The sequence below is a fragment of the Leisingera sp. M658 genome (genome assembly GCF_025144145.1).
Lineage (GTDB): Bacteria > Pseudomonadota > Alphaproteobacteria > Rhodobacterales > Rhodobacteraceae > Leisingera.
Genome location: NZ_CP083546.1, coordinates 3,798,940 through 3,814,918, shown reverse-complemented (window position 1 = coordinate 3,814,918; position 15,979 = coordinate 3,798,940). Strand labels below are relative to the sequence as shown.

The 15,979-nt window shown below is 60.9% G+C and carries 14 protein-coding genes; 11 read left to right on the top strand and 3 right to left on the bottom strand.

All coding sequences use genetic code 11. The annotated features are described in order from the left end of the window. Nucleotides 1-127 precede the first annotated feature (127 nt). The 9 genes from K3724_RS18690 to folD all read left to right on the top strand — a co-directional run bounded on the left by K3724_RS18690 (nt 128) and on the right by folD (nt 9,544). Nucleotides 128-1,501 carry an ammonium transporter gene (locus tag K3724_RS18690; protein WP_259988097.1) on the top strand — a complete coding sequence of 458 codons (1,374 nt, stop codon included), beginning with the start codon at nt 128-130 and terminating at the stop codon, nt 1,499-1,501. A gap of 11 nt (nt 1,502-1,512) precedes the next feature. Further along, nucleotides 1,513-1,728, top strand: a complete 216-nt coding sequence (locus K3724_RS18685; protein WP_129372305.1) for a hypothetical protein — start codon at nt 1,513-1,515, stop codon at nt 1,726-1,728. 133 nt (nt 1,729-1,861) lie between these two features. Beyond that, nucleotides 1,862-2,758: a glutamine amidotransferase family protein gene (locus K3724_RS18680; RefSeq protein WP_259988094.1), complete on the top strand. Its 897-nt coding sequence runs from the start codon at nt 1,862-1,864 to the stop codon at nt 2,756-2,758. Between the two features lies 1 nt (nt 2,759). Further along, nucleotides 2,760-3,443, top strand: coding sequence for a protein GlxC (locus tag K3724_RS18675; RefSeq protein WP_259988092.1), 684 nt, complete (start codon nt 2,760-2,762; stop codon nt 3,441-3,443). Nucleotides 3,444-3,455: 12 nt separating this feature from the next. Further along, nucleotides 3,456-4,793 carry an FMN-binding glutamate synthase family protein gene (locus K3724_RS18670; RefSeq protein ID WP_259988090.1) on the top strand — a complete coding sequence of 446 codons (1,338 nt, stop codon included), beginning with the start codon at nt 3,456-3,458 and terminating at the stop codon, nt 4,791-4,793. Nucleotides 4,794-4,866: 73 nt separating this feature from the next. Continuing rightward, entirely contained in the window at nt 4,867-6,198 is a 1,332-nt protein-coding gene (gene glnT / locus K3724_RS18665; RefSeq protein ID WP_259988089.1) for a type III glutamate--ammonia ligase, read from the top strand. A 298-nt stretch (nt 6,199-6,496) separates the two neighbouring features. Further along, entirely contained in the window at nt 6,497-8,173 is a 1,677-nt protein-coding gene (locus K3724_RS18660; RefSeq protein ID WP_259986691.1) for a formate--tetrahydrofolate ligase, read from the top strand. Between the two features lie 59 nt (nt 8,174-8,232). Then, the gene (locus tag K3724_RS18655; RefSeq protein ID WP_259986690.1) at nt 8,233-8,538 is read left to right on the top strand and encodes a chorismate mutase; all 306 of its coding nucleotides are present in this window, start codon (nt 8,233-8,235) and stop codon (nt 8,536-8,538) included. A 103-nt stretch (nt 8,539-8,641) separates the two neighbouring features. Beyond that, complete coding sequence (gene folD, locus K3724_RS18650; protein ID WP_259988087.1) at nt 8,642-9,544, top strand: bifunctional methylenetetrahydrofolate dehydrogenase/methenyltetrahydrofolate cyclohydrolase FolD; 903 nt, start codon at nt 8,642-8,644, stop codon at nt 9,542-9,544. A 93-nt stretch (nt 9,545-9,637) separates the two neighbouring features. On the opposite strand, the gene K3724_RS18645 is transcribed toward folD, so the two are convergent. Beyond that, entirely contained in the window at nt 9,638-10,480 is an 843-nt protein-coding gene (locus tag K3724_RS18645) for a DMT family transporter (RefSeq protein WP_259988085.1), read from the bottom strand. A gap of 181 nt (nt 10,481-10,661) precedes the next feature. Between K3724_RS18645 and tdm the strand changes: the two genes are divergently transcribed. Both tdm and K3724_RS18635 read left to right on the top strand, forming a co-directional pair. Next, nucleotides 10,662-13,031, top strand: coding sequence for a trimethylamine-oxide aldolase Tdm (gene tdm / locus K3724_RS18640; protein ID WP_259988083.1), 2,370 nt, complete (start codon nt 10,662-10,664; stop codon nt 13,029-13,031). A 29-nt stretch (nt 13,032-13,060) separates the two neighbouring features. Then, complete coding sequence (locus K3724_RS18635) at nt 13,061-13,477, top strand: group II truncated hemoglobin (RefSeq protein WP_259988081.1); 417 nt, start codon at nt 13,061-13,063, stop codon at nt 13,475-13,477. Between the two features lie 72 nt (nt 13,478-13,549). Here K3724_RS18635 and K3724_RS18630 read toward each other — a convergent pair whose 3' ends face one another. Together K3724_RS18630 and K3724_RS18625 are read right to left on the bottom strand one after the other, a co-directional pair. Beyond that, complete coding sequence (locus K3724_RS18630) at nt 13,550-14,812, bottom strand: glycerate kinase (RefSeq protein WP_259988079.1); 1,263 nt, start codon at nt 14,810-14,812, stop codon at nt 13,550-13,552. 80 nt (nt 14,813-14,892) lie between these two features. Then, a complete protein-coding gene (locus tag K3724_RS18625) occupies nt 14,893-15,870 on the bottom strand; it encodes a CoA ester lyase (protein ID WP_259988077.1) in 978 nt (325 codons plus the stop codon). Between the last annotated feature and the right edge of the window lie 109 nt (nt 15,871-15,979).

Sequence of the window (15,979 nt, the reverse complement as noted above, 5' to 3'; positions counted from 1 at the left end):
TCTGAGGGTGAACAAACTTTCACATGATTATTGACAGCCTGACCTCCTGAGACACAATAATAAATGAAAATAATATTCCCAAGAGGCAAAAAGTGCCCGGGTGAACTGCCAACAGGAGGGCAAAACATTGGATGGAAATCTGAACGCGTTAACAACGGTGTTCACCGAGTTCTACTACTGGGTGACCGTTGTCTTCATGTTCCTCATACACGTAGGCTTTTGTATGTATGAGGTCGGCGCCAGCCGCCACCGCAACCATATGCACACGCTGATGAAGAACATCATGATCATTCCCTTGGTCACGGTGACATTCTTCTTCTTCGGCTGGTGGATTTACTGGGCATTCCCGAACTTCCCGTTCTTCGGAGGCCTGAACCACGAGGCCGCCGCGGCAAACTTGCCGTGGTCGCAGAATATGGCCACCAACCTGTCCGACCGGATCACTGGTGTGTTCTGGGCAGCGTTTCTGCTGTTTTCCTGGACTGCTGCGTCGATTGTATCGGGCGCTGTAATCGAACGGATCCGGTCATCCGCGTTGTGGGTGCATGCGGTGATGATCGGCTCGGTGTTCTGGATCATCGACGCGGCCTGGGGCTGGCATGCCGAAGGCTGGATGGTGAAGTACCTCGGCTATCACGATGCCTATGCATCGGGTGTGATCCACGCGATTGCCGGCGGTTACGCGCTGGGTGTGATCATGGTTCTTGGCCCGCGCCTGGGCAAGTTTGCCGCTGACGGCACGCCGCGCGATATCCCGCCGCATAATCCCTGGATGCTGACCATTGGTATCTTCCTGATCTATTCCGGGTTCTGGGGCTTTTATGCGGCCTGCAACATTCCGGTAATCTCACCTGAAGGCATTGGTGGCTTGCTGACTGGCGACACTTGGACCGCAACCAATATCTATCTGGCACCGACTTCGTTGTCTGCGATCACCTTCAACTTCCTGATGTCGCTGTCAGGCGGTCTGATGGCGGCCTATGTGGTGTCCAAAGGCGATGCGTTCTGGACCTTCTCCGGCGGTCTGGCCGGGATCATTACCGCCTCTGCGGGCAATGATTTGTATCACCCGATCCAGGCGATGCTTGTTGGCGCCGTTGGTGTCGTGATCGTCTACAAGCTGCACTACTGGGTCGAGCGCAGATTTAAGCTGGATGACGCTGTTGGTGCGGTTGCCGTACACGGGTATTCCGGCATTGTCGGACTGATCCTTGCAGGGTTCTTACTGTGGGGTGCGCCGAGCTCGCCGTATGAGGGGTATGCAACCGTGAACCCGGTTGGTCAGACCATTGGCGCGGTGATCATGTTTGGTGTTCTGGGCTGGCTGCCGGGTTTCCTGATTGCCAAGATGCAGGCCGCCGCAGGTGTGCTGCGCATCCCGGTTGAGGTCGAACTGCAAGGTCTCGATTACGCCGAACATCATGCCTACGAAGAAGCCAAGGCCGAAATCATCGCCGCTGACAAAGCAGCGCTGAACGGTGGCAGTGTTCCAGCTGAATAAGGAGAATTGAAATGTCTACGATCGGTTATGACAGCTGGGCAGTGGACCTGGCTGAGGTAGGGGCGGTCTACCCCTTCCAGGGATCAGAAGGGTTGATGGTGGTCTTAGGGGTAGTCTTCTGGATTGCCTGGCACCGGATACAGTTTGTGCGTGAGGGCGCCCATTTGGAGAAAGCCAAGCAAATGGGAGATAAGGATAAAATAAACTCCTTGCTTGAAAAATACTAACTCTGCCCCTTCAGGGACGCGCCAGATTGGCGCGTCCTACCTCACCTTCTTAGGAAAAAAAGTTTCACAAGAGTTGAATGGCAGATCGCAAACTGCTAGCGTTGATTCGAGATGAAAAGCAGGAGGCTTACCCATGTGCGGGATTGTCGGTCTTTTTCTAAAAGACAAATCACTTGAGCCGAAATTAGGCGATATGCTCACCGATATGCTCATCACCATGACGGACCGCGGTCCGGACAGTGCGGGCATTGCAATCTACGGATCCGAGGCGGACGGGCGCACCAAGCTCACCGTTCAGTCCGATGCGCCGGAGGACGCCTTTGACGGGCTGGACGGTGCGCTGGCTGAGGCGCTGAGCACCGATGTTTCGATCCGGGTGATCGATACCCACGCGGTGCTGGATGTGCCCGCGGGCAAGGCCGAAGAGGCCCGCAGCGCGCTGGCCGAACTGCGCCCCGGCTTGCGTGTCATGAGCGCAGGCGACACCATCGAGATCTACAAGGAAGTGGGTCTGCCGGAAAAAGTCGCCGAGCGTTTCGACGTGCGCGGCATGGGCGGCAGCCACGGCATCGGCCACACCCGTATGGCCACGGAATCTGCAGTGACCACCGAGGGCGCACACCCGTTCTCGACCGGCTCAGACCAGTGCCTGGTGCACAATGGCTCGCTGTCCAACCACAACTCCCTGCGCCGCAAGCTGCGCCGGGACGGGGTGCGGATCGAAAGCCAGAACGACACCGAAGTCGGTGCCGCTTATCTGACTTGGAAGATGCAGAACGGCGCCACTCTGGGGGAAGCGCTGGAAGGCACCCTGGAAGATCTGGATGGTTTCTTCAATTTCGTGGTGGGCACCAAGGACGGCTTTGGCGTGGTCCGCGACCCGATCGCCTGCAAACCGGCCGTGATGGCGGAGACCGACCAGTATGTGGCGTTCGGCAGCGAATACCGCGCGCTGGTGAATCTGCCGGGCATTGAAGACGCCCGCGTCTGGGAGCCCGAACCCGCAACCGTTTACTTCTGGAACCATTAAGATGCAGACATATGATCTTGAAGCAAATGGCCTGCGTGGTCTGAACTCGACCTTGCAGGAACAGAATGGCGGCACCAACAAAACCGCCTGGGAAATTGTGAATGCCAAGGGCAGCCATGCAATTGCCGTGGGTCTGAATTCGCCGATTGAAGTCACTGTCAAAGGGTCCACCGGTTACTATTGCGCCGGCATGAACCAGCAGGCGACTGTCAAGGTCGAAGGCTCGGTTGGTCCCGGTGTCGCTGAAAACATGATGTCCGGCACCGTGATCGTCGAAGGCGACGCCAGCCAGTATGCCGGTGCAACCGGCCATGGCGGGTTGCTGGTGATCAAGGGCAACGCCTCCTCGCGCTGCGGGATATCGATGAAGGGCATCGACATCGTCGTGCATGGAAATATCGGCCACATGTGCGCCTTCATGGCGCAGGCGGGTAACCTGGTGGTGCTGGGCGATGCCGGCGACGCGCTGGGCGACAGCTGCTATGAGGCGCGGTTCTTTGTGCGCGGCTCGGTCAAAAGCCTGGGCGCTGACTGTATCGAGAAGGAAATGCGCCCCGAGCATATCGCGATCCTCAAGGATCTGCTGGCGCGCGCTGGCGCCGATGCCAAGCCGGAGGAGTTCAAGCGTTACGGGTCTGCCCGTCAGCTTTACAACTTCGATGTCGACAACGCGCAAGCGTACTAAGGATTTAAGGCTATGTCAGATCAGGATACTAAAATCCCCCGCACCGAGCCGATCCAGTCGGCGACCTTCACCAACCCGATCAACGCTGAAATCCGCCGCGCTGCGGCGACCGGGATCTATGACATCCGCGGCGGCGGCGCCAAGCGCAAGGTGCCGCATTTCGATGACCTGCTTTTCCTCGGCGCCTCGGTTTCGCGCTATCCGCTGGAGGGCTACCGTGAGAAATGCGAAACCAAGGTGACGCTTGGCACCCGTTTTGCCAAGAAACCGATTGAACTGGATATCCCGGTCACCATCGCGGGCATGAGCTTTGGCGCGCTGTCAGGCCCCGCCAAGGAGGCCCTGGGCCGCGGTGCATCCGCTGCAGGCACCTCGACCACCACCGGCGACGGCGGCATGACCCCGGAAGAGCGTGGTCATTCCAGCAAGCTGGTCTATCAGTATCTGCCGTCCCGCTACGGCATGAACCCGGATGATTTGCGCAAGGCTGATGCGATTGAGATTGTGGTCGGCCAGGGCGCCAAACCCGGCGGCGGCGGTATGCTGCTGGGTCAGAAAATCTCGGACCGGGTCGCGCATATGCGTACCTTGCCGAAAGGTATCGACCAGCGTTCTGCCTGCCGCCACCCGGATTGGACCGGCCCGGACGATCTGGAAATCAAGATCCTGGAACTGCGTGAAATCACCGACTGGCAGGTGCCGATTTATATCAAGGTTGGCGGCACCCGGCCCTATTACGACACCGCGCTGGCGGTTAAGGCCGGCGCAGACGTGGTGGTTTTGGACGGGATGCAAGGCGGCACCGCTGCGACCCAGGACGTCTTTATCGAACATGTCGGCCTGCCGACGCTGGCCTGTATCCGCCCGGCCGTACAGGCGCTGCAGGATCTGGGTGTGCACCGCGAAGTGCAGCTGGTCGTCTCCGGTGGCATCCGCTCCGGCGCAGATGTGGCCAAGGCGATGGCGCTGGGCGCTGACGCGGTGGCCATCGGCACTGCAGCGCTGATCGCATTGGGCGACAATGATCCGAAATGGGAAAGCGAATACCAGAAGCTGGGCACCACCACCGGCGCCTATGATGACTGGCACGAAGGTATGGACCCGGCGGGTATCACCACTCAGGATCCCGAACTGATGAAGCGCGTTGACCCGGTTGAAGCCGGCCGCCGTCTGCGCAACTATCTTAAGGTAATGACGCTGGAAGCGCAGACCATTGCGCGGGCTTGCGGCCACAACCATTTGCACAACCTCGAGCCCGAGGATCTGTGCGCCCTGACAATGGAGGCCGCCGCCATGGCGCGTGTGCCGCTGGCCGGTACCGACTGGTACCCTGGCAAAGCAGGGTTCTGATGATTGGCAGGCGCGGCCGGGCAATGGCCGCGCCTTTTTCAAAATACGTTCAACAGGGAAAGGGAGTGGGACCATGACAACAGATCTGGCTGCTTTCGCAAAAGAAAAAGGCGTTAAGTATTTCATGATCTCCTTCACCGACTTGTTCGGTGGCCAGCGCGCCAAACTGGTGCCGGCACGGGCGATCGCGGATATGCAGGAAGACGGCGCGGGATTTGCTGGTTTTGCCACTTGGCTTGACCTGACACCGGCGCATCCCGACATGCTGGCAGTGCCGGATCCCGACGCGGTGATCCAGCTGCCTTGGAACAAGGAAATCGCCTGGGTTCCAGGCAATTGCGTGATGGAGGGCGAAGACGTCGCCCAGGCGCCGCGCAACGTGCTGCGCCGCCTGATCAAGGAAGCCGCGGATGAAGGCCTGCATGTGAAAACCGGCATCGAGGCCGAGTTTTTCCTGCTGACCCCCGACGGCGAGGAAATCTCGGACCCCTTCGATAATGCCGAAAAACCCTGCTATGACCAGCAGGCGATGATGCGCCGATTGGACGTGATCCGCGAAATCAGCGATTACATGCTGGAACTGGGCTGGGGCGCCTATCAGAACGACCATGAGGACGCCAACGGCCAGTGGGAAATGAACTGGGATTTCGATGATGCCCTGGCGACCGCTGACAAGCACAGCTTCTTCAAGTTCATGGCAAAATCGGTGGCGGAAAAGCACGGCTTCCGCGCGACGTTCATGCCGAAGCCCGTTGAAGGCCTTACCGGCAACGGCTGTCATGCGCATATCTCGGTCTGGGACGCGCCGGGCGCGGATTCGCGCACCAATGTCTTTGCCGCTGACAAGGGCGCTGGCGATATTGCGGAACTGGGTCTGTCCGAACAGGGCGGCTGGTTCCTGGGCGGCATCATGAAGCACGCCTCGGCGCTGGCGGCGATCACCAATCCGACGGTGAACTCCTACAAGCGCATCAACGCGCCGCGTACCATGTCGGGTGCCACCTGGGCGCCGAACACTGTCACCTGGACCGGCAACAACCGGACCCACATGGTGCGTGTGCCCGGTCCCGGCCGGTTTGAGCTGCGCCTGCCCGATGGCGCGGTGAACCCCTACCTGCTGCAGGCGGTGATCATTGCCGCCGGCCTCTCAGGCATTCGGGCCAAGGCCGATCCCGGCCCGCGCCATGACATCGACATGTACGCCGAAGGCCACACCATCACCGACGCGCCGAAACTGCCGCTCAACATGCTGGATGCACTGCGGTTCTACGACAAGGACGACGGCCTGAAAGCGATGATGGGCGAGGAGTTCTCGGCAGCCTATCTGAAGATGAAGCAGCAGGAGTGGAACTCCTTCGTGAACCACTTCTCCCGCTGGGAAAAGGACAACACGCTGGATATCTGACCCGGCAGTGATTCCCCCGTCTGGCCTTCGGGCCGGACCCTGCACGGCCCGGGCATTGCCCGGGCCCTTTTTGTTTGCGGCAGCACTTGCCGCATATGCGCCGTCTTCACCCCGGGTGAAATTCCGCCTGTTTCCGATCGGCGCCCGATGCGCTGAAAAGGCCCTGTTTTTCAGGCGAATGTAGTCAGGAATGTGTTGACGTTCAGGAAAATAATTTAATTAATAGGAATATAGAGCATCTCGCCAGGGCACGTGCCACGGGGTTTCAGCCAGACGAGACGGCAAAAGGGAGAGAGCCATGAGCTACAAGAGTGACATCGAGATTGCGCGTGAAGCGCAGAAGAAGCCGATCCAGGAGATTGGTGCGAAGATCGGGATTTCCAGCGGCGATCTGCTGCCCTACGGCCACGACAAGGCAAAGGTGTCCCAGTCGTTCATCAACTCGGTTCAGTCCAAGGAAGACGGCAAGCTGATCCTGGTGACCGCGATCAACCCGACACCGGCGGGCGAAGGCAAGACCACCACCACCGTGGGTCTGGGCGACGGGCTGAACCGGATCGGCAAGAACGCGATGATCTGTATCCGCGAGGCGTCCTTGGGTCCGAACTTCGGCATGAAGGGCGGCGCTGCAGGCGGCGGTTACGCGCAAGTGGTGCCGATGGAGGAAATGAACCTCCACTTCACCGGCGACTTCCACGCCATCACCTCGGCGCACTCGCTGCTGTCGGCGATGATCGACAACCACATCTACTGGGGCAATGAATGCGACATCGACACCCGCCGCGTCGCCTGGCGCCGGGTTGTGGACATGAACGACCGCGCCCTGCGCACCATCACCGCGTCCCTGGGCGGCGTCTCCAACGGCTTCCCGCGCGAAGCCGGTTTTGACATCACCGTGGCCTCCGAAGTGATGGCGATCCTGTGCCTCGCGAATGATCTGAAGGACCTGGAAAAGCGCCTGGGCGACATCATCGTGGCCTACCGCCGCGACAAGACCCCGGTCTACTGCCGCGACATCAAGGCCGAAGGCGCGATGACCGTGCTGCTGAAGGACGCGATGCAGCCGAATCTGGTGCAGACCCTGGAAAACAACCCGGCGTTTGTGCACGGCGGCCCGTTTGCCAATATCGCCCACGGCTGCAACTCGGTTATTGCCACCAAGACCGCGCTGAAAGTCGCCGACTATGTGGTGACCGAGGCAGGCTTTGGTGCTGATCTGGGTGCCGAGAAGTTCATGAACATCAAATGCCGCAAGGCAGGCATCGCACCGTCCGCGGTTGTGCTGGTTGCCACCGTGCGCGCGATGAAGATGAACGGCGGCGTCGCCAAGGCTGACCTGGGTGCTGAGAACGTCGAGGCTGTGAACAACGGCTGCGCCAACCTCGGCCGCCACATCGAGAACATCAAATCCTTTGGTGTGCCGGTTGTCGTCGCGATCAACCACTTTGTCACCGACACCGATGCCGAAGTCGACGCCGTCAAAGCCTACGCCGCCACCCATGGCGTCGAGGCGGTGCTGTCGCGCCACTGGGAGCTGGGCTCGGAAGGCTCCGCGCCGCTGGCCGAGAAAGTGGTTGAGATCGTCGATGCGGGTCAGGCCAACTTTGCGCCGATCTACCCGGACGAGATGTCGCTGTTCGACAAGATCGACACCATCGCCAAGCGCATCTACCGCGCCGACGAGGTGCTGGCCGACAACAAGATCCGCAACCAGCTGAAGGAATGGGAAGACGCAGGCTACGGCAATCTGCCGGTCTGCATGGCGAAGACCCAGTATTCCTTCTCGACCGACCCGTCGTTGCGCGGTGCGCCCACCGGCCATTCGGTGCCGGTGCGTGAAGTCCGCCTGTCGGCCGGTGCCGGCTTCATCGTGGCGGTCTGCGGCGAGATCATGACGATGCCGGGCCTGCCGCGCAAACCGGCCTCGGAAACCATCCGCCTGAATGACGACGGCCAGATCGAAGGCTTGTTCTAAACGGCGATATGCGGCACTCACGGCCCGGGACCCATCCCGGGCCGTGAGAGTTTTAAGACATGAGCACACGCACCCCGCCAGATGCCTGCAGCGATATGGCCAGCCTCCGGCTTCAGATCGACCATCTGGACCGGGAGCTGGTGGCGCTGCTGGCCGTGCGGGCTGGATACATCGACCGGGCGATCGCGCTGAAGCAGGCAAACGGCTGGCCGGCGCGGATCCCGGAGCGGGTTGAAGAAGTGGTGCTGAATGCCCGCGCCGCGGCTGAGGCCCAGGGGCTGGACCCCGATCTGGCTGAGCGCCTGTGGCGGCAGCTGGTGGAGTGGTCGATTGCCCGCGAGGCGCGGGTGATCCGTGAGGAGTGATGCTGAGCAGGGCACCTGCGGCTCGGGCATCGCGACCGCTAAAGAGGAATAGGGCAGGCATCCGGGCGGAGGCCCGCGCCTGCGGCAAAGAGGAAGAGATCAAATGGCAGCAACTCTGATTGACGGCAAGGCCTTTGCGGCCAAGGTGCGCGGCCAGGTGGCCGAGCATGTGGCGCGGCTGAAAGAGGAAAACGGCATCACCCCCGGTCTCGCCGTGGTACTGGTCGGCGAAGACCCGGCAAGCCAGGTCTATGTGCGCTCCAAGGGCAAGCAGACCGTTGAGGCCGGCATGAACTCCTATGAGCACAAGCTGGATGCGGACACCTCGGAAGCGGACCTGCTGGCCGTGGTCGAGCAGCTGAACAACGACGCTTCGGTGCATGGCATCCTGGTGCAGCTGCCGCTGCCCAAGCACATGAACGAAGACCTGGTGATCAACTCGATCGCGCCGGAAAAGGACGTCGACGGGTTCCACATCTCCAACGTCGGCCTTCTGGGCACCGGCCAGAAATCGATGGTGCCCTGCACGCCCTTGGGCTGCCTGATGATGCTGCGCGAGCACCACGGCTCGCTGTCGGGCATGGATGCGGTTGTCATTGGCCGCTCCAACATCGTCGGCAAGCCGATGGCGCAGCTTCTCTTGGGCGACAGCTGCACCGTGACCATCGCGCATTCGCGCACCAAGGACCTGCCCGAGGTGGTGCGGCGCGCCGACATCGTTGTGGCCGCCGTGGGCCGCCCGGAAATGGTGCCGGGCGACTGGATCAAGGAAGGCGCCACCGTGATTGACGTGGGCATCAACCGGATTGATGCGCCCGAAAAAGGGGAAGGCAAGATGAAGCTGGTCGGCGACGTCGACTTCGCTTCTGCGTCCGAGCGTGCCGGCGCCATCACCCCGGTTCCGGGCGGCGTCGGTCCGATGACGATTGCCTGCCTGCTCGCGAACACCGTCACCGCCTGCTGCCGCGCCAACGGTCTGAAAGAGCCCGAAGGCCTGACCGCCTGAGGCGCGCCGCACAACAGCACGGACTGAGATCACCTGCTCCCGCCGGACGCCTCCGGCGGGAGTATTTTTGAAAAGATGAAAAAGCGCCGGGCGTTAAAAACCCAGGCCGGCGATCCCGCCAAATGTGACGGCGACGCTGATCCACTGTGCGCGGTTCATGCTTTCGCGAAGCAAAAGCCAGGCGAGCACTACGGTGACCAACCCGAAAAGCGAGGCGCTGACTGAGGCGAATTCCGGCCGGGGCAAGGAGCCGGAGTAGATCACCAAGCCAAGTGCAAAGGCATCCAACGCACCCATCAGGCAGAGCAGAGGCAGTATTTTGCGGCAGGGCAGCTGAACCATCCGGGCAATAAGTGCAAGCCCCAGAACGATCAGTATGGCAGCCAAGCGGGTCACGATGAGCACCGGCAATTCGGCGCCGGCTTGGGTGGCGGCTTGGCCGATCGCAAAGGTCAGGGCAAACCCGATGGCCCCCGCAAGGCCCCAGGCCGCGGCCCGCAGGTTGACCGGGCTGCCGTCGTCTTCGGTTGAGAAGACGGCAATGCAGCCGACGCCGCCAACCACCGCGGCGATCGCAGCCCAGTGGCCGGGGCCGACCGGCTGGCCCTGCAGCATGGCCATGGCAAGTGACAATACGGGGTAAGCACCGATCAACGGGGCCACCAGCTTAACCGGCCCCAATGCAAAGGCACGGTAGAGCGCGTAAGACCCAAGAGCATAGATGGCGCCAGAAAGGCCGGCCAGCCGGGCTGCGGACGGGGTCAGTTCCTGCCAGTCCCCTAAGGTCCAAGCCGCTGCCGCAATTAGAATCGCTCCGGTCAAAAACACGGTCAGCATGGCTGGCAGGATACCGGTTCTTTGCGATACAAAGCGCACGCAAAAATCATGAAGCCCCCAGGCAAGGGCCGCGGCCAGGCCAAGAAGCAACGAGTGCATCGGGCTTATCCTTTTGTTTGCGGCATTCACCCCCAGGAAAATGACGCATCCCGGGCATCTGCCATTTTACTGCAGAAAATCAACATGTTTGTTGATTAGAGTGGGGGAACGGAATATTCTTTTCAATAAATAAATATTCCGGCTGTGCAATTTTTGGCCGGTGTCCAACAGGAGATGCGCGATGAATGACATGAGCTTCCCTGAAGTTGTCAAAGGGCCGCCCAAGCCGTCCGGACTGTATCAGCCGTCGGTGTTTTCGCTGCCCAAGGGGACCGAGCGTTACGTCGTCGAAGGTTGCGGTGCGATCCTGATCCGGGTGGAAACCGGCGATACGGTGACGGTGACCAATGACGAGGGCGGCCAGCCTTGCGAGATCGTCGCGGCTGACGACAAAGGGCGCATTGATGCGGGCATCATCGGCGCGGCAGCCAACAGTGATGCCAGAGGTTTGAAGGCGCTGCTGACCTCCTCGGACCAGTCCTTGCGCGGCTTGCGTCTGGGGATGGAAACACGCGGTATCGACTTGGCGCAGGGCGGTGCGGTGCGGCTGTTTGATGCGGCGACGCCTGCAAAGACCGGGGAGAGCTTTACCGCGCAGCGAGACGGTGTAGTGATCATCGCCGCACCGGGCGGCATCATGGACTTTGAACAGCAGGATACGGCAACGCCGCTGACAGCCATGGTCAAGCGGGCGGTGATCAAGCAAGTGGCGCGGTTTGAACTGCCCGATCCGCTGGCTGATCCGGTGCTGGACCTGCGGGTGAAAAGCGCGACAGCCGAAGCCTATTTTGTGAAGGCTGGCGACTACATCCAGGTGCTTGATGTTGATGGGCGCCAATGTACTGATTTTCAGTGTTTTGCGGCCCGCAAGCTGGACAAGGGGATCGAGCATGCGCTGGATGTGACCACAACCCGGACGCTGATGGGCCATGCCTATCCGATGCCAGGCCTGCACGCGAAGTATTACGATCAGGAGATGCTGCCGCTCGTCGAAGTGGTGCAGGATACGGTTGGCCGTCACGATGCCTTTGCCCTGGCTTGTGCGGCGAAATACTATGACGACATCGGCTATCCCGGCCATGCGAACTGTTCTGACAATTTTAACGGGGTTCTGGCCCAGCACGGGGTGACGCCGCGCGCGGGCTGGATGGCGATCAACTTCTTCTTCAACACCGGCCTGGATGAGCACGGTGTGATGCATGCTGACGAGCCCTGGACCCGGCCCGGCGACTATGTGCTGCTCAAGGCGCTGACCGATCTGATCTGTGTCTCCTCGGCCTGCCCGGATGACACCAGTGCCGCCAATGGCTGGAACCCCACCGATATTCACGTCCGCACATACAGCGGCCAAGAGACCTTCAAGCGGGCGATTGCGTTCCGCGCGACCCCTGAATCGGAGCCCAAGATGACCAAGGAAACCGGTTTCCACGACCGCCTCAGCAAAAAGACCCGCAATTTCATTGAGTATAACGGCTATTGGCTGGCCAATTGCTATGCTGAATCCGGACCGCTGGAGGAATACTGGGCCTGCCGCGAGAAATGTGTGCTGCTGGATCTGACGCCCTTACGCAAGTTTGAGATCCACGGGCCGGATGCAGAGGCGCTGTGCCAGTATATCTTTACCCGCAACATCAAGAAACTGGCAGTAGGACAGGTGGTCTATACCGCGATGTGCTACCCGCATGGCGGCATGATCGACGACGGAACCGTGTTCCGTCTAGGCAAGGATAATTTCCGCTGGATCGGCGGCTCGGACTATGGCGGAGAGTGGATCCGCGAACAGGCAGAGAAGCTGGGACTGAACGTTCTGATCCGCTCATCCACCGACATGCAGCATAATATCGCCGTGCAAGGCCCCGAGAGCCGGGACTTGCTGAAGAAGATCATCTGGACAATGCCGCATAACCCGACGCTGGAAGAACTGGGCTGGTTCCGTTTCACCCCCGCTCGCATCGGCGGTGAGCATGGTGTCCCGGTTGTGGTCTCGCGGACTGGCTACACGGGCGAACTGGGCTATGAAATCTTCTGTCATCCGAAACACGCCAGCGATGTCTTCGACGCGGTTTGGGATGCCGGACAGGACCACGGCATCCGCCCGATGGGGCTGGAGGCGCTGGATATGGTGCGGATCGAGGCCGGGCTGATTTTCGCGGGTTATGACTTCAGCGATCAGACCGACCCGTTTGAGGCGGGCATCGGCTTTACCGTGCCGCTGAAATCGAAAGAGGATGATTTTATCGGCCGGGACGCGCTGATCCGGCGCAAGACCACGCCAGCGTGCAAGCTGGTGGGGCTGGATATCGATTCGGCAATTGACGTGGCGCATGGCGACTGTGTCCGCATTGGCCGCGCGCAAATTGGCGAGGTGACCTCTGCAATGCGGTCGCCGCTGCTGGGCAAGAACATCGCGCTGGCGCGGGTGGACGTATCCTGTTCAGAGGTGGGAACAGAGGTGGAAATCGGTAAACTTGATGGACATCAAAAACGCCTGCCCGCCAAGATCGTACCCTTTGCCCATTACGACCCCAAGAAAACCCGGCCTCAATCCTGAGGCCGGCCGGTTCGGTGCACGGAGGTTACATGGTTCAGAAGTTGATTGACCAGATCGGCGGCGAAGAGGTGATCCGCGCGCTGGTCGAGCGGTTCTACGATATTGTCGAGGAAACGGAAACCGGCGCCCGGATCGTCAAGCTGCACAAGCGCGGGCATGGGATGGACCATGCCCGGATGGAGCAGTTTAATTTTCTGTCTGGTTTCATGGGCGGCCGCCGGTATTACGAAGAAAAACACGGCCACATGGACGTGAAACTGATGCACGCCCATGTGCCCATCACTGAAAAGGACGCCGAGAACTGGCTCCAGTGCATGGATCAGGCGCTGGCGGACCTGTCCTTGGAAGGGCCGCATGTAGAGCGGCTGCGCCAGGTGTTCCGGCGCGTGGCGCTGATGCTGGTCAATGACCTTGCCGAGTGGGGCGAGGCGCGCGCGTCAGCTTGAGCGCAGCGCGTGTTGCACTTTCGGGAGCCTCCGGCGGGAGTATTTTGCAAAGGTGAATGGCTGGCTGCTTGATCAATCCGGCCGTCTAAGGAAGATTTGCACATCGGCCACATTAGTGCCGGTGCCGCCGGTGATCAGCAATGCGTCCGCAGCCTTGAGAGCGGCAAAGCTGTCATTGTCGGCAAGCAGAGCGTCCGGGTCATGACCGGCAGCCTTGATTGCGGCCCAGGTGGCGGGGGTGGCGATGCCGCCAGCTGCGTCTGTAGGGCCATCACGCCCGTCAGTGCCGCCGGAGAGGAACAGCCAATCGCCATTCAGCCGGTCAGCACCCAGTTTGGCGACGCGCAGGGCCAATTCCTGGTTGCGCCCGCCAAGGCCTTTGCCGCGGAGCTGAACAGTGGTTTCGCCGCCGAAGATCAATGCGGCAGGTTTGTCCTCGGGGGCGGCCTCCGCAGCCGCAACGACCGTTTCAGCGGCCATTGACACATCGCCAACCAGCCGGTGCGAGACCAGCTTGGGGTTCCAGTCTTCAGCGGCTGCCGCCATTATCGCCTTGAGGCTGTGGCGGTTGGAGCCGATCAGGGTGTTGGTGGCCGGAGGCGGGGCGTCCTTGGCCCCCTCAGCGGCACTGAGGTGGTTTCTGACCGCTTCAGGCGCGCTGTCCCAGAGTTCCGCCCGCTGCATGATTTCCCGCGCCTGAGCGCGTGTGCCGATGGGGGCCACGGTTGGGCCGGAGGCAATGGCACGCAGGTCGTCGCCGATTACGTCCGACAGGATGAAGGCCTGCACTTGGGCTGGTGCGGCATGACGCAGCAGGCCGCCGCCCTTGGTGTCCGACAACTGTTGACGGATCAGGTTCATCTCGTTGATTTCCAGCCCGGAGGCGAGCAGCAGTTTGTTCACTGCCGACTTGTCGGCCAGCGAGAGGCCGGGGGCGGGGGCCACCATCAGCGCGGAGCCGCCGCCGGAGATCAGCGCAATCAGCCGGTCATCGGAGCCCAGGGAGTGAGCCATTTCTATGGCAGCCTGACCTGCGGCGGCGCTGTTTTCATCCGGTACCGGATGGGCGCCGCAGATCACTGTGGCGCCAGGAATTTCGGTGTAATTTTCGGGGTTTGTGATGGCCAGGGCTTGGGCGGTGCCGGGGATCAGCTTCAGCGCTTCGCGCATCATCGGGACGGCGGCTTTGCCCACTGCCAGCAGCACGTTGCTGCCGCCTTCTGGCAGCGGAGCTAATGGCGTAGACGCCAGCTGGGCACGCAGGGCTTGTGCCGGGTTGGCCCGGTCTACGGCGGCCTGAAACAGGGCCTTGGCGGTGGTCAGCAATCCGGTCATCTGCATCTCCCTGGCATAGCGGCGCTTAGCCGCCCCGGCCAAAACCGGGGCGGCGTAAGATCTTGAAACAGAACGGCGGTTTAGTTGCCGGCGATCTGCTTGGCTTTTTCCACCAGCACTTCTGCCTGACGGATCGAAGCATAGTCAATCAGGCGGCCATCAAGCGACACCGCGCCTTTTCCGGCGGCTTCGGCTTCGGCCATGGCTTCCAGAATGCGGTGCGCTTTGGTGATCTCCGCATCCGACGGCGACATCACCTCGTTGGCCAGTTCGATCTGGCTGGGGTGGATCGCCCATTTGCCTTCGCAACCCAGAACCGCTGCGCGTTTGGCGGCGGCCTTGTAGCCTTCCGGATCCTGGAAATCACCGAACGGGCCGTCGATCGGGCGCAGACCGTTGGCGCGCGCAGCAACCACCATGCGGGCCAGCGCATAGTGCCACATATCGCCCCAGTGCACGTCGCGGGAGCCGTCTGCGGCGGGGTCGGTCAGCACCGAGTAATCGGGGTTCACACCGCCGATGATGGTGGTGCGGGCGCGGGTCGAGGCGGCATAGTCGGCAACGCCGAAATGCAGCGATTCATTACGCTTGGAAGCTGCGGCAATTTCACTCACATTCTGCATGCCGAGCGCGGTCTCGATGATGTGCTCAAAGCCGATCCGCTTCTTCAGGCCCTTGGCGTCTTCGATCTGAGTGACCAGCATGTCGACGGCGTAAACATCGGCTGCGGTGCCGACTTTCGGAACCATGATCAGGTCAAGACGTTCACCTGCCTGTTCAACAACATCGACCACATCGCGGTACATGTAGTGGGTGTCGAGGCCGTTGATTCGCACCGACATGGATTTGTTGCCCCAATCGATGTCGTTCAGCCCCTCGATGATATTCTTGCGGGCCTGCTCTTTTTCGTCCGGCGCAACCGCGTCTTCGAGATCCAGGAAGATCACGTCTACGTCAGATTTCGCCGCTTTTTCAAACATTTGCGGCTGAGATCCTGGGATCGCCAATTCGCTGCGGTTCAGGCGGCCGGGGGCTTGTTCAATGGTGTGGAATGACATGGGTTTGCTCCTCATTCGTGACGGGTTTTCGTCCTCTCCTCTCTAGGCATTCCCCATCAGGGTGTTTCCTGTCAAGAAAAAAGATTTCATTTAAATACATTCGCGCGAG

What these genes read in the sequence shown, in the direction of transcription:
- K3724_RS18685 (WP_129372305.1), top strand. Translation starts at nt 1,513, where the DNA reads ATGTCTACGATCGGTTATGACAGCTGGGCAGTGGACCTGGCTGAGGTA.
- K3724_RS18680 (WP_259988094.1), top strand. Translation starts at nt 1,862, where the DNA reads ATGTGCGGGATTGTCGGTCTTTTTCTAAAAGACAAATCACTTGAGCCG.
- K3724_RS18675 (WP_259988092.1), top strand. Translation starts at nt 2,760, where the DNA reads ATGCAGACATATGATCTTGAAGCAAATGGCCTGCGTGGTCTGAACTCG.
- K3724_RS18670 (WP_259988090.1), top strand. Translation starts at nt 3,456, where the DNA reads ATGTCAGATCAGGATACTAAAATCCCCCGCACCGAGCCGATCCAGTCG.
- glnT (WP_259988089.1), top strand. Translation starts at nt 4,867, where the DNA reads ATGACAACAGATCTGGCTGCTTTCGCAAAAGAAAAAGGCGTTAAGTAT.
- K3724_RS18660 (WP_259986691.1), top strand. Translation starts at nt 6,497, where the DNA reads ATGAGCTACAAGAGTGACATCGAGATTGCGCGTGAAGCGCAGAAGAAG.
- K3724_RS18655 (WP_259986690.1), top strand. Translation starts at nt 8,233, where the DNA reads ATGAGCACACGCACCCCGCCAGATGCCTGCAGCGATATGGCCAGCCTC.
- folD (WP_259988087.1), top strand. Translation starts at nt 8,642, where the DNA reads ATGGCAGCAACTCTGATTGACGGCAAGGCCTTTGCGGCCAAGGTGCGC.
- K3724_RS18645 (WP_259988085.1), bottom strand. Translation starts at nt 10,480, where the DNA reads ATGCACTCGTTGCTTCTTGGCCTGGCCGCGGCCCTTGCCTGGGGGCTT.
- tdm (WP_259988083.1), top strand. Translation starts at nt 10,662, where the DNA reads ATGAATGACATGAGCTTCCCTGAAGTTGTCAAAGGGCCGCCCAAGCCG.
- K3724_RS18635 (WP_259988081.1), top strand. Translation starts at nt 13,061, where the DNA reads ATGGTTCAGAAGTTGATTGACCAGATCGGCGGCGAAGAGGTGATCCGC.
- K3724_RS18630 (WP_259988079.1), bottom strand. Translation starts at nt 14,812, where the DNA reads ATGACCGGATTGCTGACCACCGCCAAGGCCCTGTTTCAGGCCGCCGTA.
- K3724_RS18625 (WP_259988077.1), bottom strand. Translation starts at nt 15,870, where the DNA reads ATGTCATTCCACACCATTGAACAAGCCCCCGGCCGCCTGAACCGCAGC.